We start from the raw sequence: 23,669 nt of genomic DNA, 5'->3' as shown, positions 1-23,669 counted from the left end.
AAATGAGCTTTAAATTAAATAATAGATTCAAATCCATCTCGGGTTTTGTACTTGCAATCGGATTGTTTTTTGCAGTCCCATCTTTCGCAAGTCAAGATACTGTTGTGGTAGACACAGCTAAAGCTACAACAGCTGTTGCCGTAAAAGCAACAGCGGATACAGCAAAAGTTGTTGATTCGGCTGCAGCTGCTCCAGCAAGTGTAGCAGCTTCGGCAGGGACGTCTACTGCAAAAGTTGACGCGGCGAAAGTAGAAGAAGTAAAAACAATAGACCCTCAAGTCTATAAAAACTTCATTTATTATGTTTTATTATTCTTAGTTATCTGTACAGTAGTTGCTGTTATTGGTAAGGTTATCTCCATCTATGAGTTAACAAACAAGATGAATAGAAAACATAATCCGTTAACATCAAATACTTTTCAAGCAACTTTATTATTCATTTTCCTATTCGTTTTCTTAGGAGGTGTTTATTATTCATTTGATCACTACGGTAGCATGTCTTGGAGAGACGCTGTTACCGAACATGGTGCTAAGATGGATACCATGTTTGTCATTACAACGGTTATCACAACTTTTGTATTGGTCATTACACACATTTTATTATTGACGTTCACGTTTATTTATAGAATGCGTAAAAATGGTAAAGCCTACTATTTGCCACATAACAACACGATTGAAAAAATCTGGACGATTGTTCCAGCTATTGTGCTAACGGTATTGGTATTATTTGGTTTCTTTACATGGAGAGCAATTACCAATGTTCCTGAAGATTTACAGAAATCTGCTATTCAGATCGAAGTCCTTGGTGAGCAATTCCAATGGCAAGTTCGTTATGCTGGTGCAGATGGTGTAATTGGTAAGCGTAATTACAAAATGACGACACCGACGAACTCATATGGTATCGATTTTAATGATAAAAATTCTTGGGATGATATCCAAGGTGCTGATATTGTGATTCCGGTTAATAAATCCGTTCGTTTCCGTATTGTATCGAAAGATATTATTCACTCATTCTTCATTCCTGATTTCCGTGTTCAAATCAACGCAGTACCAGGTATGACCAATTACTTTCAGTTTACACCAACGGTGACAACTGAAGAAATGCGTGAGCGTATGAATGACTACAAATATGATTATGTTATGTTATGTAATAAGATCTGTGGTCAAGGACACTATAACATGCAGAAAAAAGTGGTAGTTGTTACTGAAGCTGAATACAAAGCATGGTTAGCGACTCAGAATAAATATTTTACTGAGGACTTACAAAAAGAGTTTGCTGGTCAAACTACGCCAACTCCAAAAGTAAAAGATAGCGTAAACGTTACTGCTTCTTTAAATTAATTTGAATAATTGAATTTTAAAAACGAATATGTCAAGTACAGTTATTTCGCATAGCGCTGAGCATCACGATTCGCATGGACATCATCATCAAGAGTCGTTCATCACGAAATATATCTTCAGTGGTGACCACAAGATGATTGCTAAGCAATTCTTGATCACAGGTATTTTCATGGCAGTATTTGCTATGATGTTATCAATATTATTCCGTATCCAACTTGCTTGGCCGGAGAAAGAATTTCCTATTTTGGAAGTATTCTTAGGTAAATGGGCTGAAGGTGGTCGTATCGCACCAGACTTCTTCCTTTCTTTGGTAACCATTCACGGTACCATCATGGTATTCTTTGTTTTGACAGCAGGTCTATCCGGTACTTTTAGTAATTTGTTGATTCCTTATCAAATTGGTGCCCGAGATATGGCGTCACCTTTGATGAACATGATGTCTTACTGGTTATTTTTCATCGCTTCTGTGATCATGATTGCATCTTTCTTTGTTGAAAGTGGACCTGCTTCTGCTGGTTGGACAATCTATCCTCCTTTATCTGCAGTACCTACAGCAATCTCAGGTTCTGCTACAGGTATGACTTTATGGTTAGTGAGTATGGTATTATTTGTTGCATCACAATTGATCGGTGGTATTAACTACGTGAGTACAATTTTGAATATGCGTACAAAAGGGATGGATCTTTGGAAAATGCCTTTAACAATCTGGGCATTCTTCTTGACGGCTATCGTAGGTATGTTATCATTCCCTGTTTTAGTATCTGCTGTTGTTTTGTTAATCTTTGACCGTTCATTCGGTACTTCTTTCTACTTATCAGATTTAGTTGTTCAAGGTCAAATTTTACCTAATGAAGGTGGTTCTCCAATTTTATTTCAACATTTATTCTGGTTCTTAGGTCACCCTGAGGTATATATCGTTGTGATGCCTGCGTTGGGTCTTACTTCGGAAGTAATCTCAACAAACTCTCGTAAACCAATCTTTGGTTACCATGCGATGGTTTACTCGTTAATCGGTATTACTGTTCTATCCTTTATCGTATGGGGTCACCATATGTTTGTGACAGGTATGAATCCTTTCTTAGGAGGCGTATTTATGATCACAACATTGATTATTGCAGTTCCTTCGGCGGTAAAAGCGTTTAATTATATGGCTACATTATGGAGAGGTAACATTCGTTTCACTCCAGCGATGATGTTTGCGATTGGTTTAGTATCATTCTTTATTTCAGGTGGTCTTACAGGATTATTCTTAGGTAATGCTGCTTTAGATATTAACTTACATGATACGTACTTCGTTGTTGCCCACTTCCACTTAGTAATGGGATCAGCTTCTATTTTTGGTATGTTGTGTGGTGTTTACCACTGGTATCCAAAAATGTTCGGTCGTATGATGAATACAAAATTGGGTTATTTACACTTCTGGTTGACTTTCATTGGCGCGTACTTGGTATTCTTCCCAATGCACTTTATGGGTATTGATGGAGTTCCTCGTCGTTACTATGCATTTACGCAGTTTGCTTTCATGGAGAAATGGGTATCGGTTAATATGTTGATTACTTGGGCGGCAATCGTTGCTGGTTTAGGTCAAGTAGCTTTCTTATTCAATTTCTTTTACTCGATATTTTTTGGAGAAAGAGCTCCTCAAAATCCTTGGAATTCAAATACATTAGAGTGGACAACTCCAGTAGAACATATCCACGGAAACTGGCCAGGAGAAATTCCTACGGTACACCGTTGGCCATATGACTATAGTAAACCAGGACATGATCAGGATTTTATTCCTCAAAATGTTCCTTTCTCTGAAACCATGAGTTCTAATTTCATTCATGATTTTGAAGGAAACGAAGAAGCGGAACGCATCCAAGCGGAATGGGATGCGCAGCATAAAAAATAATTAAACAAGGTATCTAGCGTAAATCGTGCGAAATGATTTACGCTAGATACCATTCATAATAAAATACGGTAAACGATATGCTTCCAGCTGCTGAAAAGCGATTTGTTAGAACTAATTTCATCACGATTATTGTGTTGTTTTTAGTGATTGTTGCTGGAGGGGTTGTACGAAGTACAGGTTCTGGAATGGGGTGTCCTGATTGGCCGAAATGCTTTAATCGGATCATACCCCCAACAGCTGTATCACAATTACCCGTTGGTTATGAAGAACATTATATAGCAGGTAGAGCTAAAAAGAATGAACGATTTGCCAAGATGATTGATTTCTTTGGCTACCGTGAATTAGCTTCTAAAATTCGTCATGATAAAAGTATTCTTGTTCATGAAGAGTTTAATGTTGCCAAGACATGGACCGAATATGCCAACAGATTGGTTGGTGTTGTTGCAGGTTTTTGTTTATTGTTTACAGCAATCTATTCTTTTACCTATATAAAATCCAAAAGATCAATCTTTGTTTGGTCTGTGATTAATTTATTTGTTGTTGTTTTTCAAGCTTGGTTAGGTTCTATTGTCGTTTCAACAAATCTAACACCTTGGGTAATTACGGTGCATATGTTATTGGCTTTAGTTATTGTCGCGATCGCCATATACACCTATTTTAAGGCAAGAACATTACGAGATAAATCAATCCTAGTCAATCGTGATTCTAAAGGATTAAAAATCCTTGCTATCATCTCTTTATTGTTGATGTTGGTGCAAGTAATTTTCGGAACGGAAGTGCGCGAAATGGTTGATGCATTAACCACTTCGGGTATGCCGAGAGCAGATTTTATACAAAATATTGGTCAACATTTTGAAATACATCGTTGGCTAGCATATAGTTCTTTGATTTTAGTAATTGTATTGTTCTTTTTAGTGCGTTCAAAATTTAGGGGTTGTACAACTCAAGCGAGATTTGCGACTATACTCCTGATTTTGATAGGGGGTCAGATGTTGTCAGGTATTATTTTGGCAAGATTTGCAATTCCTGCGTTCGCACAAACAACACATTTAGTGATTGGTAGTCTTTTATTCGGAACCCAATATTATTTGATGTTGTTATTAGGGAAATCAAAACGTTAATTGAATGAATGAAATGAATGCACATGGTAAGTTAGATTTACTTTGTACACGCAGTTAAAAAGAGGACATTTGTCGCTATGAAAGAATTTATTTCTGATTTCAAGAAATTAGTTAAGTTAAGACTGACATTAACGGTTGTTTTTTCGGCATCCATCTCTTTTTTGATCGGTGCCAAACAGTTAGGTGGAGATATTTTATGGTTCAATTGGTTGTTGCTGACGCTGGGAGGTTTCTTAGTGACAGGGGCAGCAAATGGATTCAATGAAATCATTGAAAAGGATCTGGACAAATTAATGACACGTACAGCAGACCGTCCTTTACCTTCGGGTAGAATGACAACAGGTCAGGCTTTGATCCTCAGCTTATTTATGGGGATTCTAGGAACTTTGGTTTTAGTACGTCTAAATTTTGTTGCCGGTTTGTTATCCGTGTTTTCTATCTTGTTATACGCTTTTTTGTATACGCCACTAAAAAGAAAATCGCCAATAGCTGTATTTGTAGGAGCTTTTCCTGGAGCATTGCCTCCCTTGATTGGATATTTTGCAGCATTCAGTCAAGATGATCTTGCTTCCTATAGTCAAACGAATGAGAGTGCAATCATTATGATTCCATTCATCTTATTCGCGATACAGTTTTTATGGCAATTTCCTCATTTCTGGTCCTTAGCTTGGGTCATTGATGATGATTATAAACAGGCTGGTTTTAGACTGTTGCCAACAACCAAAAGGGATAAAGTATCTGCATTTATGGTATTTCTTTCAGCATTACTGATGATACCTGCAGCGTTTCTTCCTATGTATTCTGGGTTTGGCGGATGGATCTTTACAACTGTTTCTGTAATTGGCGGATTGTTCTTTACTTATTATGGCTTTTTGCTATTTAAGAATCAGGATATTCCTTCGGCTAAAAAAGTGATGTTTACCTCATTTTTTTATCTACCTATTACACAACTAGTCTTATTATTTGACTTTATACCTTTGAAATAATGTTAGATCAAAGAGAACAACAAACTGACGAGAAGTTAGTATCGCGAAGAGCTCAAAAATTTAGCCTATGGTTAGGTATGTTGGGAATGTTTATGATGTTTGCCGCACTATCAAGTGGTTTTATTGTCTATACGGCAAGTGGTGTGGACAAAGGTCTTAAAACATTATTACCAGATACGTTTATCTATAGTACGATCGTAATTGTTTTGAGTAGCATCAGTATTCATTTTGCTTATAAAGCAGCACAAGTGGGTAATTTGGCTAGACAAAAGGCATTACTGTTTGTTACCTTAATTTTGGGTCTCTTATTTTTTGTGCTACAAGTTAATTCTTGGGAAATATTGGCAGAGCGGGGCATTTATTTTGTTAATAATAATGCGTCACAGTCCTTTGTATATATTTTCACTGGAATGCACTTAGCACACATTATTGCGGGCGTGATCGTATTGATTGTAGCTTTAATAGGAGTGTTTAAACCACTTCCTCCAGATAGCAATCAATTCCGCATGAATTTGGCAAGTATTTTTTGGCATTTTCTCGATCTTTTATGGATTTATATATATGTTTTCTTACTTTTGAATCAATAATAGTAAACAATGAGTACAACTGTATCACAATTGGATAAGGTAAAAACCGGTCCATGGAATGGTGGAAAATCACCTTGGAATTTGGAATACGGAAAAATCATGATGTGGTTTTTCTTAGTTGGGGATGCCTTTACATTTTCTGCGTTTTTAGTTTATTACGGAACGCAACGATTTGCACATACTACATGGCCAGATGCGGATAAGATCTTCCAATCTATACCAGTTCTTGCTGAGCATGGGCAACCGTTAGTTTTCGTCGGTCTTATGACTTTTATTTTGATTATGTCATCTGTCACTATGGTATTGGCTGTAGAAGCGGGGCATCGTAATTCGAAAAATGAAGTTGTCAAATGGATGCTTTGGACAATATTAGGTGGTATCTGTTTCGTCGGATGTCAAGCTATTGAGTGGACCCACTTACACCATTTGGGATTCTGGTTTGGTAGAAACCCAGCAACTGGCTTAGAGGGTGATGCCATTAAAAACGCTTTACAACCGTATTTCTCACATGATATCTCTTATACGTCAGCATTGCAATTTGCCAATCTGTTCTTTACAATCACTGGTTTCCACGGTTTCCACGTTAGTGTAGGTATTGTATTAAATATTATTATACTGTGCATGACGTTAAATAATACATTCGAAAATCGTGGTTCGTATTTGATGATTGAAAAGGTAGGTTTATACTGGCACTTTGTGGATTTAGTTTGGGTGTTTGTATTTACATTCTTCTATTTGGTATAATTATAAGTTTTTAATTTTAGAAAGGCTATGTCACAACATCAAGATCATATTGCTCACGATGAGCACGAGCACGTAGAAGGAATGGATAAAAAAGGTATCTGGAGAATTTTCTTCGTCCTTTTGGCTTTAACTAGTTTAGAGTTCTTAATCGCATTGGGATTTGTTCATCACTGGCAAATTTTAGCGAAAGGTGCTTTGGTTAATACCATTTATATCGCGTTAACATTAGTAAAAGCATATTATATCGTTGCTTACTTTATGCACTTAAAATTTGAGAAATCTAGTTTTATTGTTACGGTAAGTATCGTCTTCATATTCATTATTTATTTTATCGTTTTAATGCTTACAGAAGGTAACTTCTTATTACATGAATTACAACCTCACCAATTGTGGGAAAATAAATAGTATAAATGAGTCAAAATACTGGCAGAAATAAAGGTATTCAAACAATCATGATCCTGGCAATAGTATTATTATTGCCAGGATTTTTGTATGTAGTGTTGAATAAAAGTGGCATGGCCAATTCTTATTCCACTTTGCCTATTTATGGGGAGAAAAAAGTCCCTGGCACTACACATCGGAAATGGGGGCGCGATCTAATGGACACTATTTATCATGAAGTACCGAATCTTTCTTTCGTGAATTATGATGGTAAGAAAATCCAACTTTTCGAACAGGATAGTGCCATCACTGTTATTCATCTTTTCTATTCCCGAGACCAATCTTTCTCCACAACACTGATTAATAACTTGAATAAGATAACAGGAGAATTTAGACAAAGTCCCAATATCAAGTTTTATTCGATTACCGTAGATACGAGTTATGACAGCCCAGAGGTTGTCACCAAGTATATTAAAAATATTGATCCTTCAGGAAAGAGTTGGTATTTCTTAACAAAACCATCTTCTGATATTTTTAAATTTGCGAAAGATGGTCTACTTCAGGATGCTTTAACAACCAGTGATGTGAATAAACCTTTTGTTATTGGTTCATCTTATGTACTCATTGATTCGAAAAGAAGAATCCGAGGTTTTTATGATGTGACGATGAAGAAGGAGCCTGAACGTTTGGCCGATGAGATTAAATTATTGACGGTGGAAGAAATAAGGAACCATCCAGCTAAGATTGAAACAAAATAAAAATGGAACAGACTGTAGAAGAAAAAAAATATAACAAGTGGATCATTATTTTATCGGTTGTGATTCCGCTTGTCGTAGCCGCTTTGTTTGGTGTTAATTTGCGAAAATTGGGTTATGATGTACAGCCTTTAAGTTTTTTACCACCAATATATGCGACTATAAATGGGATTACGGCTATTTTATTGGTTTGGGCTGTGGCAGTTATTAGAAAAGGAAATAGAAAATTACATGAAAGATTAATTAAAATCTGTGTTTGTTGTTCTGTTGCTTTTCTAGGGATGTACGTAGCTTATCACATGACATCCAACTCGACACCTTATGGGGGTGAGGGAATTTTACGACCTATTTACTTCTTTATTTTGATTTCGCATATTGTTTTGTCAGTTATTATTATTCCCTTTGTATTGATTACATATGTAAGAGGTATTACGGGATCTTATGAAAGACATAAAAAAATAGCGCGTATCACTTATCCAATGTGGTTGTATGTGGCAGTTACTGGAGTGATTGTTTATTTGATGATTTCTCCTTATTACATTCATTAATTAAATTATTCGATATGACAAGTGCGTGGGTTTATCAATCGAATCGTTTCTTTACCAATGAAGAAGCGGTATTGATTCAGGAAAAATTAACTGATTTTGCAGCAGGATGGAAAGTTCATGGAGAACCTTTATCGGCACAAGCAGTTGTGAAAGATAATTTATTTATTGTGCTTTCTGTTGACGAGCAGCTAGCTGCAGCTTCTGGTTGTTCTATTGATAGTTCTGTTCGCTTTCTTAAAAGCTTAGAGGAAGAATTTAATATTCAACTTTTTGATCGGATGAATGTCGCTTATAAAAAGAATGATCAACTTCTTTTGGCGACAAGAGATGAGTTTGAAGATTTAGTTAAAACAGGTGCCATTGAGGCTACTACCTTTGTGTTTGATAATACGATAACTTCTTTAGATGCCCTAAGAGATAAATGGGAAATTCCATTTGCTGAAAGTTGGCATAAGCGCGTGTTTGGATAAAAAATTAAAAGCGATGATTGATCATCGCTTTTTTTATGACTGGATTTATTTTTAAAATTGTGAATAGATTTTTAAAATCAATGCTGTTGTATGGATAAGATCTTGATTTTATTCTGGAATCTGATAATGATCAATATACCGAACAATGCTATTTGCTCTGTGGTTGACATATACCGATGGATTACGGGCATCCCATTGTCTTGGATTCGGAAGGATAGCGATAATCAACGCCGCTTGCTTTTTGGATAGGCTCGCACCTGATTTTTTGAAGTAGTATTGCGAAGCTGCTTCAGCTCCATATATGCCTTGTCCCATTTCGATGACATTGAGGTATACTTCCAATATTCTCTTTTTGCTCCAAAGTGCTTCGATCAAGACCGTGAAATACGTTTCCAATCCTTTTCTTAACCATGATCTTTTAGGCCATAAGAATACATTTTTTGCTACCTGTTGGCTGATGGTACTGCCGCCACGTAGATTTTTCCCATCTTTATTTTTTTCTATGGCCTTTTGAATGGCATCGGTATCAAATCCCCAATGTGTTAAAAAATGGGAATCTTCACCAGCAATCGCAGCACGTTTTAGATTATCAGATATTTCATCATAACTCAACCAATCTTTTTCTAACTTAAAGCCTTTACCAGCAGCTTTGAGTTCAAATCCTCGTTGTATCATGAGCCATGTGATCGGAGGATTGATAATTTTAAGCGCCAATACCCAAAATATAGGAAGCACAAAAATAGCAATACCGATACGTATTGACCACATTTTTAGCTTCTTTTGCCAACCTATAGGAGTTGTTTTTTTCTTGATCTTATTCGATCTTTTAATGGCCATTATACTCTTTTTTTACGAATGCAAACATAAATAAAAAAACGTCAAATTGTAAAAAAGAACAAAGCAATCAATCGTATAAATTGTGTCATAAATTGAAGTATCAAGCATATGATTTTATATGTAATAAGTAAAATGATTCCCCATCTGGTTTTCTATTCATTTGCAGGAATAGCATTTCATCTGCTATTTGAAAAATAATCGTAAATAGTACGCTAATGTAAGCTGATATTCTTGTCAAATCCCCTCAATTATCCTATTTTTACAGACTACAACTAAATGAAACAAGCGTTGGCAAAGGCAGAAAAAAAGGTAACTCCATTAATGCAGCAATATAATGCGATCAAGGTAAAATATCCTGGAGCGCTGTTGTTGTTCCGTGTAGGTGATTTTTATGAAACATTTGGCGAAGATGCAATCAAAGCAGCCAGTATTTTAGGAATCGTTCAAACAAAAAGAGGAAATGGAACGGAATCTGAAACTGCTTTGGCGGGTTTCCCTCATCATTCTTTGGAAACTTATTTACCGAAATTAGTTCGTGCTGGTCAACGTGTTGCGATCTGTGATCAATTGGAAGATCCGAAGCAGACCAAAACAATTGTCAAACGTGGAGTGACGGAGTTAATTACTCCAGGTGTGTCATATAGTGATAATATTGTACAGCAAAAGTCCAATAATTATTTAGCGTCTATTTATTTTGAAAAAACACAGATCGGAGTTTCTTTCTTAGATATTTCTACAGGTGAATTTTTGGTTGCGCAAGGAACTCAATCTTATATTGATAAGTTGTTGCAAGGTTTTAAGCCGACAGAAATCATTATGGCCAAGAAGCAAGCGAAGGAGTTTGCGGAGCTTTTTGGTAATCAATATTATACGTATACCCTTGATGAATGGCCTTATACAGGTGATTTTGCCACAGAGAATTTATTGAAGCATTTCGATGTCAATTCGATGAAAGGTTTTGGTATTGATCGTATGTCTGTAGCCGTTGTCGCTGCAGGTGTGGCGTTACACTACCTGAATGAAACAGAACATCGTAATCTACAGCATATTTCTAATATATCCCGTATTGAAGAAGATCGTCATATGTGGTTGGATCGTTTTACAGTTCGTAATCTGGAATTGATCGGTTCTGCGAATGAGAATGCAACAACTTTATCGGATGTGCTCGATCAAACGGCTTCTCCCATGGGAGCGCGCTTATTAAAACGCTGGATTGTGATGCCTTTGAAAGACCGTAAGTCTATTCAGGAGCGTCTGGATGTGGTAGCCTACTTTTCGGAGCATAAAGAGTTGCGTGATGAATTGATTCAGGAAATCAAACAAGTAGGGGATTTGGAAAGGTTGATTTCAAAAATCGGTCTTCTGAAAGCTTCTCCTCGAGAGATTGTGCAATTGAAACGTGCGCTATATGCGATTGAGAAATTGAAGAAATTGACCAATCAAAACGATTCTGAAGCTTTAAGAGTGATTGCAGAACAGTTGGATACTTGTTCTATCATTCGTGATCAGATTGAAAAAGAAGTATATCCTGAACCTCCTGTAGCGCTCAATAAAGGTAATGTGATTGCTAATGGAGTAGATGATGAATTGGATCGTTTACGAAAAATCTCTTTCGGTGGAAAAGATTATTTGATAGAAATTCAAAAAAGAGAAGCAGATGCAACAGGAATTCCTTCGCTTAAAATTGCTTTTAATAATGTCTTTGGTTACTATTTGGAGGTGACGAATACACATCGTGATAAAGTACCCTCAGGATGGATGCGTAAGCAGACTTTAGTAAATGCAGAACGCTACATTACAGAAGAATTAAAGGAATATGAAGATCAGATTTTAGGTGCGGAAGAGAAGATTCAAGTCATTGAAAACCGACTGTATGCCGAATTGCTGGTTGCTATTGCTGCTTATATCAAACCGATTCAATTGAATGCGCAATTACTGGCCAAATTGGATGTACTCTTAAATTTTTCTGTTATTGCAGAGAAAAATTATTACGTTCAACCAGAAATCTCGGAGAGTAAAATTTTAGATATTAAAGGTGGGCGTCATCCTGTTATCGAAAAGAAAATGGCTATTGGTGAGGACTATATCACGAATGATGTCTATCTTGATAATGAGACGCAGCAAATCATCATCATTACGGGTCCCAATATGGCAGGTAAGTCTGCTCTTTTACGTCAGACTGCGCTCATTGTTTTGATGGCTCAGATCGGCTCTTTTGTTCCTGTAAAAGAAGCGAAGATTGGTCTTGTTGACAAAATTTTTACCCGTGTGGGCGCTTCTGATAATCTGTCTTCGGGTGAGTCTACCTTTATGGTTGAAATGAATGAGACAGCAAGTATCATGAACAACCTCTCGGATAGAAGTTTAATCCTATTGGACGAAATAGGTCGTGGTACCAGTACCTATGATGGTATATCAATCGCTTGGGCTATTGCCGAGTTTTTACATAATCACCCTACAGCGAAAGCGAAAACATTATTTGCAACACATTATCATGAGCTGAATGAATTGACAAATTCGATGCCTCGTATCAAAAATTATAATGTGACGGTCAAAGAGGTTAATAATAAGGTTATATTCTTGCGGAAACTGGTTCCTGGTGGTTCTGAACATAGTTTTGGTATTCACGTAGCCAAACTCGCAGGTATGCCTTCAAAATTACTTAGTCGTGCCAATGAGATACTAAAAAGATTGGAACAGGAACGCACAGGAGGGGAGCAGATCAAGGATAGTATGCGTAAGATTCAAAAGCAAGCCTATCAACTGCAAATGTTCTCTATTGATGATCCTGTGTTAGAGAAAATACGTGATATGTTGAATAATTTAGATGTCAACACCTTGACACCAGTAGAAGCCTTGATGAAGTTGGATGAAATCCAACGGTTATTGAAGAATTAGAAACGGAAGAATAGTTCTATACTTCCATAGTGATTGTAAATACTGCTGATCAGTTGACTATCCCATTGATAAGGTGTATAGTGATAACCCGCTTCTATACCCATGTATTTTTTTCCATTGACCTGAATCATTCCTGCTAAACTCAATCCAAGATGCATGGTATTTACGGTATGTAGTTTTGTTGCGTTTCCACCATCAATATAATAGCCATTACCATCATAGTATCCGTCGTTATATACTTCTTCAGATATTCCTGTATCTACGATATCAACGCCTAAATTAAGTTTAGGGAGCAATATAAATTTAGTGTTGTCATATACTTTATATCCTATAGCACCTCCAGCGAATAGTCCATATCCAGCATTTACGGATTCGGCTTGGTCGTAATAATTATAGTCAAAATTTTTATCATTGGAATTAATCCTGACTTTAATACCGCCTTCAAAGACAAATGATCTTGCTAAGGAGCTCATCACCGTGAAACCAAGGGATACATTTGTGCCAAAAGTTGTATTTTTCCCTCCTATAGGGCCATATATACCGATATAAGGTATATATCCAATCTTGGATTTATAGTATGTACTTATTTGATCCTTAGTGGGTTGTTGTGTGATTTGAGCTGGTTCTTCAACGGTTTCCGTGGTTTGATTTTCAACAACTTCCTGATTTTTTGTCCATTCTTCATTTGAAAAAAGACGGAGTATATCAATTTCCGAATCGTTTAATACATACAATTGGGACTGAAGTAAAGCTTTTGCACGTGTTTTGATCAAGAGATCAAGCGGATGACGTAAAGGAAAATAATCGTATTGCGCTTTATTGGATTCATATTGATAGGCATAATCTTCTTTTGCTGCATCTCGGAAACGTTTAAGCAACTTTTCATCTAAACTATTATCCAAATATTGTGTGATAGCGACAGTACTATTTTCTTTTTGGATAATCAGATTTAATATTCTTATCCGTTGACTTAATTCCGTCTGTCCACAGCTATTCTCCATTTGGATCAATAAAGGATCCAATTCGTTATATTCGTTCGCATTCAATTTCTGAGTTATCGATGTTAACGAGTTCGCCAGGGTAAGCTCGCATTTTTCTTGTGCAATAGCTGATGGTGTTCCTAATAATAACGAAATACCGCTGAAAAGAAGAGCAAATAGATAATGACGCATATATTGATCTGTGCTTAATGGTATAAAAGTAAATAAAAATTATCTTTTGACAAGGAGCAGTACATTTTTAAAAGAATTATCTTTGTGACAATGGCTTCTATATTTCAATTTAAAGAGTTTGCGGTAGATCAAACGGATTGTGCGATGAAAATCAACACCGATGCTGTGCTATTGGCTTCATTGGTCGATGTTGGTGAATCTAAGCGTATATTAGATATTGGGACAGGGACTGGAGTAATTGCATTGATGTTAGCACAACGTTGTACTGAAAGTCAGGTGGTTGCTGTTGAAATTGATTCTGCTGCTGCCCAAAGAGCTCAGGAGAATTTTAGGAACTCACGCTTTCATGATCGAATGAAACTTCATGCTTGCGCTTTTCAGGAACTCGCTGATGAAGATACTTTTGATTTTATTATTTCCAATCCACCTTTTTATACCGATTCTTTGCACAATCCAGATGCGAGAAAAAAATTGGCTAGACATACCAATTTGGAATTTTTTGACGAGTTATTTCAATTTTGTTCTCAATATTTAAGTACAAAAGGAAAATTAGCATTAATATTACCAACGTTGTTGGCTGATGAATTAACAGAAATGGCAAAATCTATTGACTTAAATCTGCAGCAAGAGATCCTGATTCGCTCCTTTGACGGGGGAGAAGTAATCCGGAAAATTATCCTTTTTGAAATGGGATACACAGGTGCAATTGCTAGTACTGAATTTATTATTTATCAAGAAAAAGGTATGCATTCGGAAGGATATAAAGCTGCTTTGAAACCTTATTTTTTAGCGTTTTAATATGACAAAGATTGGATTAATTTCAGATACACATGCTTATTTGGATCAAGCGGTATTCAAGTATTTTGAACACTGTGATGAAATCTGGCATATTGGGGACTTTGGAAGTATAGCTATCGCTGATGAATTGGAAGCTTTTAAACCATTGCGGGCTGTATATGGGAATATTGATGGTCAAGATATCCGAATACGATTTCCTGAAGATCTACGGTTCAAATGTGAAGAAGTGGATGTTTGGTTAACGCACATTGGAGGTTATCCGGGGAGATATGCTCCAAGGATCAAGAAATTGATAACAGAAAATCCTCCACAGTTATTTATTACGGGGCATTCTCATATATTGAAGGTGATGTACGATCAAAAATTGAAATGTCTACACCTCAATCCAGGAGCTGCAGGAAAGCAGGGATGGCACAAAGTCAGAACGCTGATGCGTTTTGATATTGATGGCAGTAAAATCGAAAATTTGGAAATTATTGAACTCGCTGAAAGATAAACCTACAAGCTATCCCGTACTTCCATTAAGAAACTTTTTAATTTCTCTAAGGAGTCAATAACACGTTGGTTCTCTTTTGCCTCTGATTTATTTGTACGGAGATATTCGCGCGCACCTTGTAAGGTATAGCCTTTATCTTTTACGAGATTGAAAATGATTTTCAAATTAGCAATATCATCCTGTGTGAAAAGACGGTTCCCTTTTTTATTCTTTTTGGGTTGAATAATATCAAATTCACGCTCATAAAAACGAATTTGCGAAGCATTGACTTGAAATAGCTCTGTCACTTCCCCCATCGTATAATATAATTTATTAATTTCGCGCTCTTTGTAAGGCATACTAATTTTTTAATTTTAATATAACAAACTTAGCTAAATTTGCTCGTATACACAATACAATTGTGTTGGAATAAATGGTAAATTATTTAATTCTTATCATAGAGGAAATATACTGTAATATAGATTATAAAAATTAGCTATCTTAAATGGGCGAATTATCAATTCGGAATAATTATTGATTGGATTTGATTTTAACTACTAACATGATTTTTGTAAGCCGCTTTTGGACTAAACTATTTTCATTTGGAAAAGCTGATGCGATCACGATCTATCCGTTTATATTTTTAAAAAAAAGAATATTCAAAGACAATCAACAACTCATCAATCATGAGAAAATCCATATTCGACAGGCAGCAGAGCTGTTGATTATTTTCTTTTATTTCAGCTATTTAATCGAGTTTTTATTTCGATATATCCAATATCGGGATTTTCATCAAGCTTATCTGAATATTTCTTATGAACGGGAAGCATACTCCAATGAAGCAGACTTTAACTATCTGTCTCAACGGAAGTTTTGGGCTTTTTGGAAATACCTAAAAAAATAAGAGCTCCAATTTGGAACTCTTATTTTTTACTCTTTTACCAACTACAATTTTTATCTGTTGTAAAATTTGCTGTTTGGTCTATAAACGGGATTGATTTATTTAACCAATCTCAAGTAAGTCGAAACTTTTTGTTTTAATTCTCTTCTGTCTACGATGAAGTCTAAGAAACCATGTTCTAAAACGAATTCAGAAGTTTGAAATCCTTTTGGAAGATCTTTTTTGATTGTTTCTTTAATCACACGTGGGCCTGCAAAACCAATTAATGCACCAGGTTCAGCAAAATTGATATCGCCTAGCATGGCATATGAAGCGGTTACCCCTCCTGTCGTTGGATCTGTTAGTAAGCAGACATAAGGTAATCCTGCTTTTGCTAATAAGGCTAATTTGGCAGAGGTTTTAGCCATCTGCATTAATGAAAATGCCGCTTCCATCATACGTGCTCCACCAGATTTAGAGATCAACATAAAAGGAATTTTATGTTTGATACAGTAATCAATAGAACGGGCAATTTTTTCACCAACAACTGATCCCATAGAACCTCCAATAAAGTTGAAGTCCATACAAGCAATGACAAGATCTTGTCCGTCGATTTTACCATGACCAGAACGGATAGCATCTACCAAACCTGTTTTTACTTGGCTTTCTTTTAATCGTTCGCTGTAAGGTTTTGAATCGAAGAAGTTGATAGGATCACCTGAGCTTAGTGTAGGGAATAATTCTGTAAACTCGTTGTTATCAAAAATGATGGAAAAATAGGCTGCAGAACCAATTCTAAGATGATATCCACAGTATTGACAAACGTAGTTGTTTTCAATTTGTTCAAGGTTCAATAACGGTTTTTTACATGAGGGACATTTGTTCCACATTCCGTCTGGAGCCTCTTTCTTATTTTCTGTTGCCGTGCTAATTCCGGCTTTATCTCTTTTAAACCAACTCATACGATAGTTCTAATTCAGTTACAAATAAACAAAAAAAAAATTAGATTTGAGATAATAGAAGTGACATTTGAGGTTGGAAAGGAAAAATTTAGGCAAAAAAAATGGGTAAGCTCCTTCTATCGCACCGCTCAACCAAATACCCTTGCTTTGTTCCCAACCTGGGGGAGTCAATGGGAGCTGGTCGTAAAAGACTTACCCGTCACAAAAGTAGAAAAAAAATTGTTCTTAAGAAACATTTTTCGTGAATTGTGTTTACTGCCTTGATATTCAATACGAATAGTTTTAAGTCCTCTCTTTTGCATACTCTCCACAAAGGGCATAGTAACCAAACAACCCTAAGCCCATGGAGATAATCGGAGTTAAAATGAACATGATGATAATTCCGAAGACTAAATCTTCCTGATGTCCAACTTTTATTTTGGGTATTGCAAGTTCGAATAGGCAAAAATAAGCCGTAAACAAGGCTAATGCAATCCAAACGAGACCTAATATTTTTTTTAGATTATCCATTGTTAAGGTGATTAGGTTTATTTTTAATATAAAGTGAACCGATAGTAAAACAAACAGCGGCTATAATAATGGGATACCATAAGCCTGCTAGATAAAATTCAGGATCATTTGCGACTTTCGCATTGGTTGTGAGATAAGTGGAAATTGCAGGTAATAATCCTCCGAATATGCCATTGCCGACATGGTAGGGAAGGGACATCGAGGTGTAGCGAATCTTGACGGGAAACATTTCGACTAAAAATGCCGCAATAGGACCATAAACCATCGTAATATAGATGATTTGAATAAAAATTAAAGCCGTTAACCAAATACGTGTGCTACCATGTACGGTAACTGTATTTTTGATCCGGGTTTCTTTTGTTATGCTATTCAGCTCCTGAGTCTCTTGAGCATGGGTGCCATCTGTATATAGGTCTGTCTTTATTTGTTTATGATCATCAACTTGCTGCGTGCTGCTGGAAACAAGTTCTTTTTTTGCAAGATCGGTTAATTGGTACATCGCTTTATAAATAGGTCTATAGGTGCAGAGGGCAAGCAACATACCCAATAACATGATCCATTTTCTTCCAACTTTATCGCTTAGCCATCCAAAGAAAATAAAGAATGGTGTTCCGATCAATAGGGCTGTTCCCAAGATCATATCTGCTTCGTCTGAACTCAGATGCATCACCGTTTTCATATAACTCATGGAGTAGAATTGACCCGTATACCAAACCACACCTTGCCCCATTGCAGCACCAAATAAGGCTAGCAACACAAATTTGAGGTTATAGCGATTACCGAAACTTTCCTTTAAAGGATTTTTACTTGTTGTACCCTCTTCTTTGGCTTTCGAAAATTCGGGTGATTCGCTCATATTTTTACGAATCAAATAAGAAACATACACCATTAAGATCGACAAGATAAAAGGAACACGCCATCCCCAGGCATCAAACTGTTGTTCTGTTAAGATAGATTTGGTGATTAAAATAACCACCAAGGAGATGAAAAGCCCAAAAGTTGCTGTTGTTTGGATCCAAGAAGTCCAATAGCCCCGTTGTCCTTCTGGGGCATGCTCAGCAACATAAGTCGCAGCTCCACCATATTCTCCTCCAAGTGCAAGTCCCTGCAATAGGCGTAAGATAAGAACCAGTAGTGGTGCAAAAAACCCTATACTTTGATAACTCGGTATACAGCCGATCAAGAAAGTGGCTCCGCCCATCAACAGTAGGGTAACCATAAACGTGTATTTTCTTCCGATTAAATCTCCTAATCTCCCAAAGAATAGTGCTCCAAATGGACGTACAACAAAACCTGCAGCGAATGTTGCTAATGTTGATAAAAAAGCTGCGGTTGGATTGTCTGCAGGAAAAAACTTGGTTGAGATGACGATAGAGAGACTTCCGAAAATAAAGAAATCATACCATTCAATCAGCGTGCCCATGGAGGAGGCGCCAATTACTTTCCAAATTGTTTTGGTGTTAGCCTTATTTTTCATTTAGGTTTTGAAGAATAGTTGAAATTTTAGGATTGTTTTTATAATGTATATACTTTGCCTGGAAGGGAGGTTATATGACCATTCATTTCCATTTCGAGTAATACGATCGCTAATTTACTTTGTGACCAATTGCAAAAGCGGCTAATCTTATCAATAGTAACTTGTTTTTTTTCTTTTATAAAATGATAAATATGTAATTGATCTTGATTTAAATCTGTTGGGATCAAGGATAATTGCGTTTGGGTTTTCGTGTTTTCAAGATCCCAATTCATCAGATAGCATAAATCTTGTGCATCGCGGATCAAGTGAGCACGGTTGGTTTTGATGAGGTAATTGCATCCTGCTGAATACGTCTGATCGACACCTCCAGGAAAAGCACAGACATCTCTGTTATAACTATTCGCTATTTCTGCTGTGATCAGGGCACCGCCTTTTATTGCGGCTTCGATAACGATGGTTACATCCGCCATGCCTGCAATAATCCGATTCCGCATAGGGAAGTTTTGACGCTCTAATTTGGTGTCAGAAGCAAATTCTGTCAATAAACCACCTTGATAAATCATATTGGATGCCGTTTCTCTATGACTAGCGGGATATATTCGGTCTAATCCATGTCCCAATACAGCGACTGTCGGTATTTGATTCAGCAATGCACTTTTGTGTGCAGCTATATCAATACCGTAGGCAAGCCCGCTAACAATCGTGGTATGAAGTGGTTTCAACTGCTCTATTAAGGTGTCACATATTTTTCGACCATAATTTGTTGCATCTCTTGTGCCGACAATACTCACCACACGTTCATTGTTGAGATCGGCATTACCTTTATAATATAAAACAAGTGGAGCATCTTCGCAGTTTCTTAATTTCGTAGGGTAATCGGGGTTCGTTATCCATAACACCTGAATCTGATGTTTTTCGACGAATGCGATTTCTTTCTCGGTCGCTTCCTGATAGTTTTTTGCCGCTATTTCAGTGGCAGTTTTGCTATTAACCCCTGGTATTTTTGCTAATATGCTTGCTTTTGTTTCTAATATTTCTTGCACAGAACCACAGTAGGCGAGTAAATTTCGCGCAGTTTTAGGTCCTACACCTTTAATTTTGGTAAGTGCTATTTGATGGTAAAAACTCATAATTGGTACTTTAAAGATAAGCTTTACTTCTGTGATTTTAAATTAAAAAGATATATTTGTTTATATTTCAATTCAATATGAACCTAAGATTTTTTTGTTTAATTTTTATCTACATTTTGTTTTGCCGTATCTGTGTCGGTCAAGATAAAATAATGTTGTCTCCTTTGGAACAGCGAGAAGATTTTAAAGCCTTGGTGGATACATTAAAACTGGTACATCCAAATATATATCAACGTATCTCTGAAAAGAAACTGAATAACATAATTGATTCATTAGCGCTGACTATGCAAAAAGAAATCTCGCTAGCAGGTTTTTATCATAAAAGCATGGAATTATTGCAAAGGATAGCAGATGGGCATCTTGCAATCAATCCATTTTCTCTGAACAAAGATGTAAATTATGCTAGTCCCATTTATAATTTTAGGTATTATCTTAAGGATGAACATATCTATATTGTGGATAGCAATGAAGAGGATAAGCATTTGATCGGCTATGAATTGCAAAGTATAAATGGAATTCCTGTGCAAAAAATTATTAAGTACATTACAGCTGGATCAATCTGCTTTGATGGTGAAAATAATGGATTTCAAACCTACTATCTCAATGAGTTTTTTCATCTTCCCTACTTTATGATTCAATATTTTAATCTTGAGTCTACAGCGCATTTTATTTTGAAAAAGGGAAATGATATCGTGGAGCTTGTGTTAGAAAAAGATATAAATAAAAAAACGAAGTGGTTTCCTACAGAGAGACCAAAGATCGTTAATACTGGAGATAATGAGGTGGGGTATCGTCGTTTTTTATACAGCATGGGACTCAATTCTTTTCAATCAGCCACAGCGGTAGAAGCGTATTTTGATCAGATCGGATTGGATACTTTGGGCAGCTTTGTGTTGGATTTACGTAATAATACAGGTGGGTTTAATCATCTTAGCATGGAGCTTCTTTCTTATTTTATTTCAGATACGACTTATTACTTAGAGAAAGGAATAATGAACGAATCTTTCTTGCAGTTTCTGGCTGTCAGAAATGTTGATTATAGAAATGAACTGGTCAAAGTCGGGGAAGATATGAGGCAAATGGTTGTTCCTTCCAAAAAATCGTTTAAAGGGACATTATATGTTTTGGTCAATAATGGAACTTTTTCTAATGGGGCTTATCTCGCTTCTCATTTAAAAAGGCAAAAAAATGTTGTTTTGGTAGGCGATACTGTCGGTGGATCGGGATATAGCAGTATTGCCGGTAGAATGATTCCTTTTAATCTTCCTAATTCAAAATTGCAAGTTACGATGGGTGCATTTTATAATCAAATTTATGGTGGTCAGAAAAGTGATTCTTTGCTTACTCCAACCATTTTTATTCCTTATGATATCGAAGATATCATATTGAAAAAGGACAAGGAAATGGCATGGGTCATTGCATTAATGAAGAAAACAAATAACTTTGCTTATTAAATTTTTGCGCTATGGAAATGAAAGAGCCTTTTGATATAGAGATCGAAAATATAGTTTACTCGGTATTCCCTGAAGAGGAGGATACGTATGTTATCTTTAAAGAAGGAGTGGAGTATGTCCAGATTATTAAAGATACCGAGAGTCAATGGTTAAAAACAAACCCTGAAACTGGTCTACCTATGTTTGGTATGGATGAGGAGGTGAATACGATTGGTAAGAAGATCATAGAAGAGTTGGGATAGGATTTATATTCAGAATCATTTAATATGATTCTGAATATAATAAACCTCTAAGGGGTATTAATGGGCTAAAAAACTCAGTTTTTAGCCTATTTACATGGCGACATATACCACATACTTGGTGTCGAAGAAATCTTCTTTAAAATAATCGGATAGTGGATGAAGTTCCGCTTTCAAACGTGATTCCTTAATTTCCTCTTTTAGATCACCACCTTTTAAATATAGAATTCCATTTGGAATACCATTTTTATCTTGTTTGAAGAATTTATTGCGAATCCAAGGAGCAAAATCTGCCAATCGTGTAACCGCACGTGATACAACGAAATCATACTTATCATCCAGTTGTTCGGCACGGATATGATCTGCTTCTACATTTTGAAGACCCAATGCTGCCGCAACTTCACGGACTACTTTAATTTTTTTACCAATAGAATCAACCAAGTGAAACTTCACTTCAGGAAATAAAATCGCTAAAGGAATACCAGGGAAACCTCCTCCTGTTCCTACATCTAAGATGCGTGTGCCAGGAGCAAATGTCATCACATATTTGGCAATACCTAAAGAATGTAAAACATGGTGTAAATACAGGCTTTCAACGTCCTTACGTGAAATAACGTTGATTTGATCATTCCAGAAAGGATAGAGTTCTGCCAGTTGGGCGAATTGTGTTTTCTGAACTTCTGTTAAGTTCGGAAAATAGTGATATATGATGTCTACTGTAGGATTCAAAGCGTATGTGTTAAAGAATAAATATTATTTCCAGCTAACTGATTTCTTTTTTCGGTTAAATAAACCATTGGTGCAAATATAGAAATAGTAGATGATGTCTAATAATGGCAACCACCAAATCAGATCAGAAACAGCTAATTTCTTATAAATTGATCTAAAAACAAGCAACTGTACTAATAATCGAATAGCATATGCAGCCAAAGGTACATACCAATAACCCGGGAAAAAAAGTGCTGTCAAGATGATACCGCAATAAAATAAAAAAGAAGTTATCAATTGCATACCCAACATCCGTTGATGCTTTTTCTTGTAAAGAACTGAAGCTCCGGAATGACGCGCTTTTTGCTTGTAATAACTTTTCCAAGTTTTTTTAGGTTCTGAGTATACGATCGAATCAGGATGGATACATACCACAGTATTATCTCTTGTTGTATTTTCATTAACAAAAAGATCATCATCGCCAGATTTGACATGCATATGGGAAGCAAAGCCTTTATTCTTAAAAAAAAGAGATTTCTTATACGCCATGTTTCTTCCAACAGCCATATAGGCATCTTTTTTCAAAGCATAGGCTAGATAACTCATAGCAGTATGTGTGGTTTCAAAACGAATAAGTTTGTTTAAAAAGCCTTTCTGTTTGAAATAAGGAGAATAGCCAATGACAATTTCTGTGTTCGGTTGACATAAAGCTCCAGCAATTTCCTTGAGCCAATTATTGGATTGCGGTATACAATCAGCATCTGTTAAGACCAATTGTTCATAGGAAGCAGATTTGATTCCCATCGTTACCGCGAACTTCTTGCCGTGTTTTAACCGGATATGTTCTTTGATATCGACAATCTTTAGCTGTGGATAACGGGTTTGAAATTCTTGTAAAACCCATTTCGTATCATCGGTAGAGTAATCATTCACGACAATCACTTCAAATTGTGGATAGTCTTGTTCTAAAATTGATGTCAAAAATTGTTGCAGATTATTTTGCTCATTATGGGCGCAAATGATCACTGAAATAGGATCAAACTCGTCTTGATCTTGAAAGGATAATATTGCGTAGCGACTCAATTTTCCATATACAAATAGCAGATAGTATAACTGAAAAAGGAGTAACAGAGCTAGCATACCAAAGGCTATAAAGGGATAATAGAAAGCATATTGTTGTATGATGATCATAGATTGCAAAGATAGGATGTTCAGCGGATATTTGGTTTAAGAATGTTTTTTGTATTGTAAATGTTAAAATCTTGTGAAAGGGCAAGCTTTGCATTGGTTTTTATAGTATTTT

25 protein-coding genes and 1 other RNA gene are annotated in these 23,669 nt (G+C 36.2%); 16 read left to right on the top strand and 10 right to left on the bottom strand.

Annotated features, from left to right (window positions below):
• The first annotated feature begins 2 nt into the window (after positions 1 to 2).
• The 10 genes from LZQ00_RS13320 (at position 3) to LZQ00_RS13275 (ending at position 8,826) form a co-directional block, all read left to right on the top strand.
• Positions 3 to 1,340, top strand: coding sequence for a cytochrome c oxidase subunit II (locus tag LZQ00_RS13320; RefSeq protein ID WP_234509771.1), 1,338 nt, complete (start codon positions 3 to 5; stop codon positions 1,338 to 1,340).
• A 28-nt stretch (positions 1,341 to 1,368) separates the two neighbouring features.
• A complete protein-coding gene (locus LZQ00_RS13315) occupies positions 1,369 to 3,234 on the top strand; it encodes a cbb3-type cytochrome c oxidase subunit I (RefSeq protein ID WP_234509770.1) in 1,866 nt (621 codons plus the stop codon).
• A gap of 77 nt (positions 3,235 to 3,311) precedes the next feature.
• Positions 3,312 to 4,355: a COX15/CtaA family protein gene (locus tag LZQ00_RS13310; protein WP_234509769.1), complete on the top strand. Its 1,044-nt coding sequence runs from the start codon at positions 3,312 to 3,314 to the stop codon at positions 4,353 to 4,355.
• 77 nt (positions 4,356 to 4,432) lie between these two features.
• On the top strand, positions 4,433 to 5,341 hold the full coding sequence (gene cyoE / locus LZQ00_RS13305) for a heme o synthase (protein WP_234509768.1): 909 nt from the start codon (positions 4,433 to 4,435) through the stop codon (positions 5,339 to 5,341).
• A complete protein-coding gene (locus LZQ00_RS13300) occupies positions 5,341 to 5,928 on the top strand; it encodes a heme-copper oxidase subunit III (RefSeq protein ID WP_234509767.1) in 588 nt (195 codons plus the stop codon). The genes cyoE and LZQ00_RS13300 overlap by 1 nt, the downstream gene beginning before the upstream one ends.
• A 9-nt stretch (positions 5,929 to 5,937) precedes the next feature.
• Positions 5,938 to 6,672, top strand: a complete 735-nt coding sequence (locus LZQ00_RS13295) for a cytochrome c oxidase subunit 3 (RefSeq protein WP_234509766.1) — start codon at positions 5,938 to 5,940, stop codon at positions 6,670 to 6,672.
• Positions 6,673 to 6,699: 27 nt separating this feature from the next.
• Complete coding sequence (locus tag LZQ00_RS13290) at positions 6,700 to 7,077, top strand: cytochrome C oxidase subunit IV family protein (protein WP_234509765.1); 378 nt, start codon at positions 6,700 to 6,702, stop codon at positions 7,075 to 7,077.
• 5 nt (positions 7,078 to 7,082) lie between these two features.
• The gene (locus tag LZQ00_RS13285) at positions 7,083 to 7,811 is read left to right on the top strand and encodes an SCO family protein (RefSeq protein ID WP_234509764.1); all 729 of its coding nucleotides are present in this window, start codon (positions 7,083 to 7,085) and stop codon (positions 7,809 to 7,811) included.
• A gap of 2 nt (positions 7,812 to 7,813) precedes the next feature.
• Positions 7,814 to 8,356: a DUF420 domain-containing protein gene (locus LZQ00_RS13280; protein ID WP_234509763.1), complete on the top strand. Its 543-nt coding sequence runs from the start codon at positions 7,814 to 7,816 to the stop codon at positions 8,354 to 8,356.
• A 14-nt stretch (positions 8,357 to 8,370) separates the two neighbouring features.
• Positions 8,371 to 8,826 carry an ABC transporter ATPase gene (locus tag LZQ00_RS13275; RefSeq protein ID WP_234509762.1) on the top strand — a complete coding sequence of 152 codons (456 nt, stop codon included), beginning with the start codon at positions 8,371 to 8,373 and terminating at the stop codon, positions 8,824 to 8,826.
• Between the two features lie 108 nt (positions 8,827 to 8,934).
• Here LZQ00_RS13275 and mtgA read toward each other — a convergent pair whose 3' ends face one another.
• Positions 8,935 to 9,663 carry a monofunctional biosynthetic peptidoglycan transglycosylase gene (gene mtgA / locus LZQ00_RS13270; protein ID WP_234509761.1) on the bottom strand — a complete coding sequence of 243 codons (729 nt, stop codon included), beginning with the start codon at positions 9,661 to 9,663 and terminating at the stop codon, positions 8,935 to 8,937.
• A 276-nt stretch (positions 9,664 to 9,939) separates the two neighbouring features.
• On the opposite strand from mtgA, the gene mutS reads away from it, so the two are divergent.
• Positions 9,940 to 12,561, top strand: a complete 2,622-nt coding sequence (gene mutS / locus LZQ00_RS13265; protein WP_234509760.1) for a DNA mismatch repair protein MutS — start codon at positions 9,940 to 9,942, stop codon at positions 12,559 to 12,561.
• Here mutS and LZQ00_RS13260 read toward each other — a convergent pair.
• Entirely contained in the window at positions 12,558 to 13,733 is a 1,176-nt protein-coding gene (locus LZQ00_RS13260) for a hypothetical protein (protein ID WP_234509759.1), read from the bottom strand. The two genes, mutS and LZQ00_RS13260, sit on opposite strands and share 4 nt — an antisense overlap.
• Before the next feature lie 90 nt (positions 13,734 to 13,823).
• Between LZQ00_RS13260 and LZQ00_RS13255 the strand changes: the two genes are divergently transcribed.
• Positions 13,824 to 14,531, top strand: coding sequence for a tRNA1(Val) (adenine(37)-N6)-methyltransferase (locus LZQ00_RS13255; RefSeq protein ID WP_234509758.1), 708 nt, complete (start codon positions 13,824 to 13,826; stop codon positions 14,529 to 14,531).
• 1 nt (position 14,532) lies between these two features.
• On the top strand, positions 14,533 to 15,027 hold the full coding sequence (locus tag LZQ00_RS13250; RefSeq protein ID WP_234509757.1) for a metallophosphoesterase family protein: 495 nt from the start codon (positions 14,533 to 14,535) through the stop codon (positions 15,025 to 15,027).
• A gap of 2 nt (positions 15,028 to 15,029) precedes the next feature.
• Here LZQ00_RS13250 and LZQ00_RS13245 read toward each other — a convergent pair whose 3' ends face one another.
• Positions 15,030 to 15,365, bottom strand: coding sequence for a MerR family transcriptional regulator (locus tag LZQ00_RS13245; RefSeq protein ID WP_234509756.1), 336 nt, complete (start codon positions 15,363 to 15,365; stop codon positions 15,030 to 15,032).
• Between the two features lie 203 nt (positions 15,366 to 15,568).
• Here LZQ00_RS13245 and LZQ00_RS13240 point away from each other — a divergent pair, with 203 nt between their 5' ends.
• Positions 15,569 to 15,910, top strand: a complete 342-nt coding sequence (locus tag LZQ00_RS13240) for a hypothetical protein (RefSeq protein WP_234509755.1) — start codon at positions 15,569 to 15,571, stop codon at positions 15,908 to 15,910.
• 95 nt (positions 15,911 to 16,005) lie between these two features.
• On the opposite strand, the gene accD is transcribed toward LZQ00_RS13240, so the two are convergent.
• The 5 genes from accD to dprA all read right to left on the bottom strand — a co-directional run bounded on the left by accD (position 16,006) and on the right by dprA (position 19,965).
• Positions 16,006 to 16,848 carry an acetyl-CoA carboxylase, carboxyltransferase subunit beta gene (accD, locus tag LZQ00_RS13235; RefSeq protein ID WP_234509754.1) on the bottom strand — a complete coding sequence of 281 codons (843 nt, stop codon included), beginning with the start codon at positions 16,846 to 16,848 and terminating at the stop codon, positions 16,006 to 16,008.
• Positions 16,849 to 16,948: 100 nt separating this feature from the next.
• Positions 16,949 to 17,046: signal recognition particle sRNA small type (gene ffs, locus LZQ00_RS13230), an RNA gene on the bottom strand.
• A gap of 84 nt (positions 17,047 to 17,130) precedes the next feature.
• Positions 17,131 to 17,358: a DUF6814 family protein gene (locus tag LZQ00_RS13225; protein ID WP_234509753.1), complete on the bottom strand. Its 228-nt coding sequence runs from the start codon at positions 17,356 to 17,358 to the stop codon at positions 17,131 to 17,133.
• Positions 17,351 to 18,835, bottom strand: a complete 1,485-nt coding sequence (locus tag LZQ00_RS13220) for an MFS transporter (protein WP_234509752.1) — start codon at positions 18,833 to 18,835, stop codon at positions 17,351 to 17,353. Before LZQ00_RS13220 ends, LZQ00_RS13225 begins: the two co-directional genes overlap by 8 nt.
• Positions 18,836 to 18,873: 38 nt before the next feature.
• Positions 18,874 to 19,965 (bottom strand): DNA-processing protein DprA, encoded by a 1,092-nt coding sequence (gene dprA / locus LZQ00_RS13215; protein WP_234509751.1) that lies wholly within the window; start codon positions 19,963 to 19,965, stop codon positions 18,874 to 18,876.
• Between the two features lie 77 nt (positions 19,966 to 20,042).
• Between dprA and LZQ00_RS13210 the strand changes: the two genes are divergently transcribed.
• Both LZQ00_RS13210 and LZQ00_RS13205 read left to right on the top strand, forming a co-directional pair.
• Positions 20,043 to 21,419, top strand: a complete 1,377-nt coding sequence (locus LZQ00_RS13210) for a S41 family peptidase (RefSeq protein ID WP_234509750.1) — start codon at positions 20,043 to 20,045, stop codon at positions 21,417 to 21,419.
• A gap of 11 nt (positions 21,420 to 21,430) precedes the next feature.
• Positions 21,431 to 21,661, top strand: coding sequence for a hypothetical protein (locus LZQ00_RS13205; RefSeq protein WP_234509749.1), 231 nt, complete (start codon positions 21,431 to 21,433; stop codon positions 21,659 to 21,661).
• Positions 21,662 to 21,751: 90 nt separating this feature from the next.
• Here the strand turns inward: LZQ00_RS13205 and rsmG are convergent, their stop codons facing one another.
• Together rsmG and LZQ00_RS13195 are read right to left on the bottom strand one after the other, a co-directional pair.
• Positions 21,752 to 22,387 (bottom strand): 16S rRNA (guanine(527)-N(7))-methyltransferase RsmG, encoded by a 636-nt coding sequence (rsmG, locus tag LZQ00_RS13200; RefSeq protein WP_234509748.1) that lies wholly within the window; start codon positions 22,385 to 22,387, stop codon positions 21,752 to 21,754.
• A gap of 24 nt (positions 22,388 to 22,411) precedes the next feature.
• Positions 22,412 to 23,557, bottom strand: a complete 1,146-nt coding sequence (locus LZQ00_RS13195; protein WP_234509747.1) for a glycosyltransferase — start codon at positions 23,555 to 23,557, stop codon at positions 22,412 to 22,414.
• Between the last annotated feature and the right edge of the window lie 112 nt (positions 23,558 to 23,669).

Source organism: Sphingobacterium sp. SRCM116780 (assembly GCF_021442025.1).
Lineage (GTDB): Bacteria > Bacteroidota > Bacteroidia > Sphingobacteriales > Sphingobacteriaceae > Sphingobacterium.
This window is presented reverse-complemented; position numbering and strand designations above follow the sequence as displayed.

Excerpts from the sequence above, each read along its gene's own strand:
- LZQ00_RS13320 (WP_234509771.1), top strand. The coding sequence starts at position 3 with ATGAGCTTTAAATTAAATAATAGATTCAAATCCATCTCGGGTTTTGTA.
- LZQ00_RS13315 (WP_234509770.1), top strand. The coding sequence starts at position 1,369 with ATGTCAAGTACAGTTATTTCGCATAGCGCTGAGCATCACGATTCGCAT.
- LZQ00_RS13310 (WP_234509769.1), top strand. The coding sequence starts at position 3,312 with ATGCTTCCAGCTGCTGAAAAGCGATTTGTTAGAACTAATTTCATCACG.
- cyoE (WP_234509768.1), top strand. The coding sequence starts at position 4,433 with ATGAAAGAATTTATTTCTGATTTCAAGAAATTAGTTAAGTTAAGACTG.
- LZQ00_RS13300 (WP_234509767.1), top strand. The coding sequence starts at position 5,341 with ATGTTAGATCAAAGAGAACAACAAACTGACGAGAAGTTAGTATCGCGA.
- LZQ00_RS13295 (WP_234509766.1), top strand. The coding sequence starts at position 5,938 with ATGAGTACAACTGTATCACAATTGGATAAGGTAAAAACCGGTCCATGG.
- LZQ00_RS13290 (WP_234509765.1), top strand. The coding sequence starts at position 6,700 with ATGTCACAACATCAAGATCATATTGCTCACGATGAGCACGAGCACGTA.
- LZQ00_RS13285 (WP_234509764.1), top strand. The coding sequence starts at position 7,083 with ATGAGTCAAAATACTGGCAGAAATAAAGGTATTCAAACAATCATGATC.
- LZQ00_RS13280 (WP_234509763.1), top strand. The coding sequence starts at position 7,814 with ATGGAACAGACTGTAGAAGAAAAAAAATATAACAAGTGGATCATTATT.
- LZQ00_RS13275 (WP_234509762.1), top strand. The coding sequence starts at position 8,371 with ATGACAAGTGCGTGGGTTTATCAATCGAATCGTTTCTTTACCAATGAA.
- mtgA (WP_234509761.1), bottom strand. The coding sequence starts at position 9,663 with ATGGCCATTAAAAGATCGAATAAGATCAAGAAAAAAACAACTCCTATA.
- mutS (WP_234509760.1), top strand. The coding sequence starts at position 9,940 with ATGAAACAAGCGTTGGCAAAGGCAGAAAAAAAGGTAACTCCATTAATG.
- LZQ00_RS13260 (WP_234509759.1), bottom strand. The coding sequence starts at position 13,733 with ATGCGTCATTATCTATTTGCTCTTCTTTTCAGCGGTATTTCGTTATTA.
- LZQ00_RS13255 (WP_234509758.1), top strand. The coding sequence starts at position 13,824 with ATGGCTTCTATATTTCAATTTAAAGAGTTTGCGGTAGATCAAACGGAT.
- LZQ00_RS13250 (WP_234509757.1), top strand. The coding sequence starts at position 14,533 with ATGACAAAGATTGGATTAATTTCAGATACACATGCTTATTTGGATCAA.
- LZQ00_RS13245 (WP_234509756.1), bottom strand. The coding sequence starts at position 15,365 with ATGCCTTACAAAGAGCGCGAAATTAATAAATTATATTATACGATGGGG.
- LZQ00_RS13240 (WP_234509755.1), top strand. The coding sequence starts at position 15,569 with ATGATTTTTGTAAGCCGCTTTTGGACTAAACTATTTTCATTTGGAAAA.
- accD (WP_234509754.1), bottom strand. The coding sequence starts at position 16,848 with ATGAGTTGGTTTAAAAGAGATAAAGCCGGAATTAGCACGGCAACAGAA.
- LZQ00_RS13225 (WP_234509753.1), bottom strand. The coding sequence starts at position 17,358 with ATGGATAATCTAAAAAAAATATTAGGTCTCGTTTGGATTGCATTAGCC.
- LZQ00_RS13220 (WP_234509752.1), bottom strand. The coding sequence starts at position 18,835 with ATGAAAAATAAGGCTAACACCAAAACAATTTGGAAAGTAATTGGCGCC.
- dprA (WP_234509751.1), bottom strand. The coding sequence starts at position 19,965 with ATGAGTTTTTACCATCAAATAGCACTTACCAAAATTAAAGGTGTAGGA.
- LZQ00_RS13210 (WP_234509750.1), top strand. The coding sequence starts at position 20,043 with ATGAACCTAAGATTTTTTTGTTTAATTTTTATCTACATTTTGTTTTGC.
- LZQ00_RS13205 (WP_234509749.1), top strand. The coding sequence starts at position 21,431 with ATGGAAATGAAAGAGCCTTTTGATATAGAGATCGAAAATATAGTTTAC.
- LZQ00_RS13195 (WP_234509747.1), bottom strand. The coding sequence starts at position 23,557 with ATGATCATCATACAACAATATGCTTTCTATTATCCCTTTATAGCCTTT.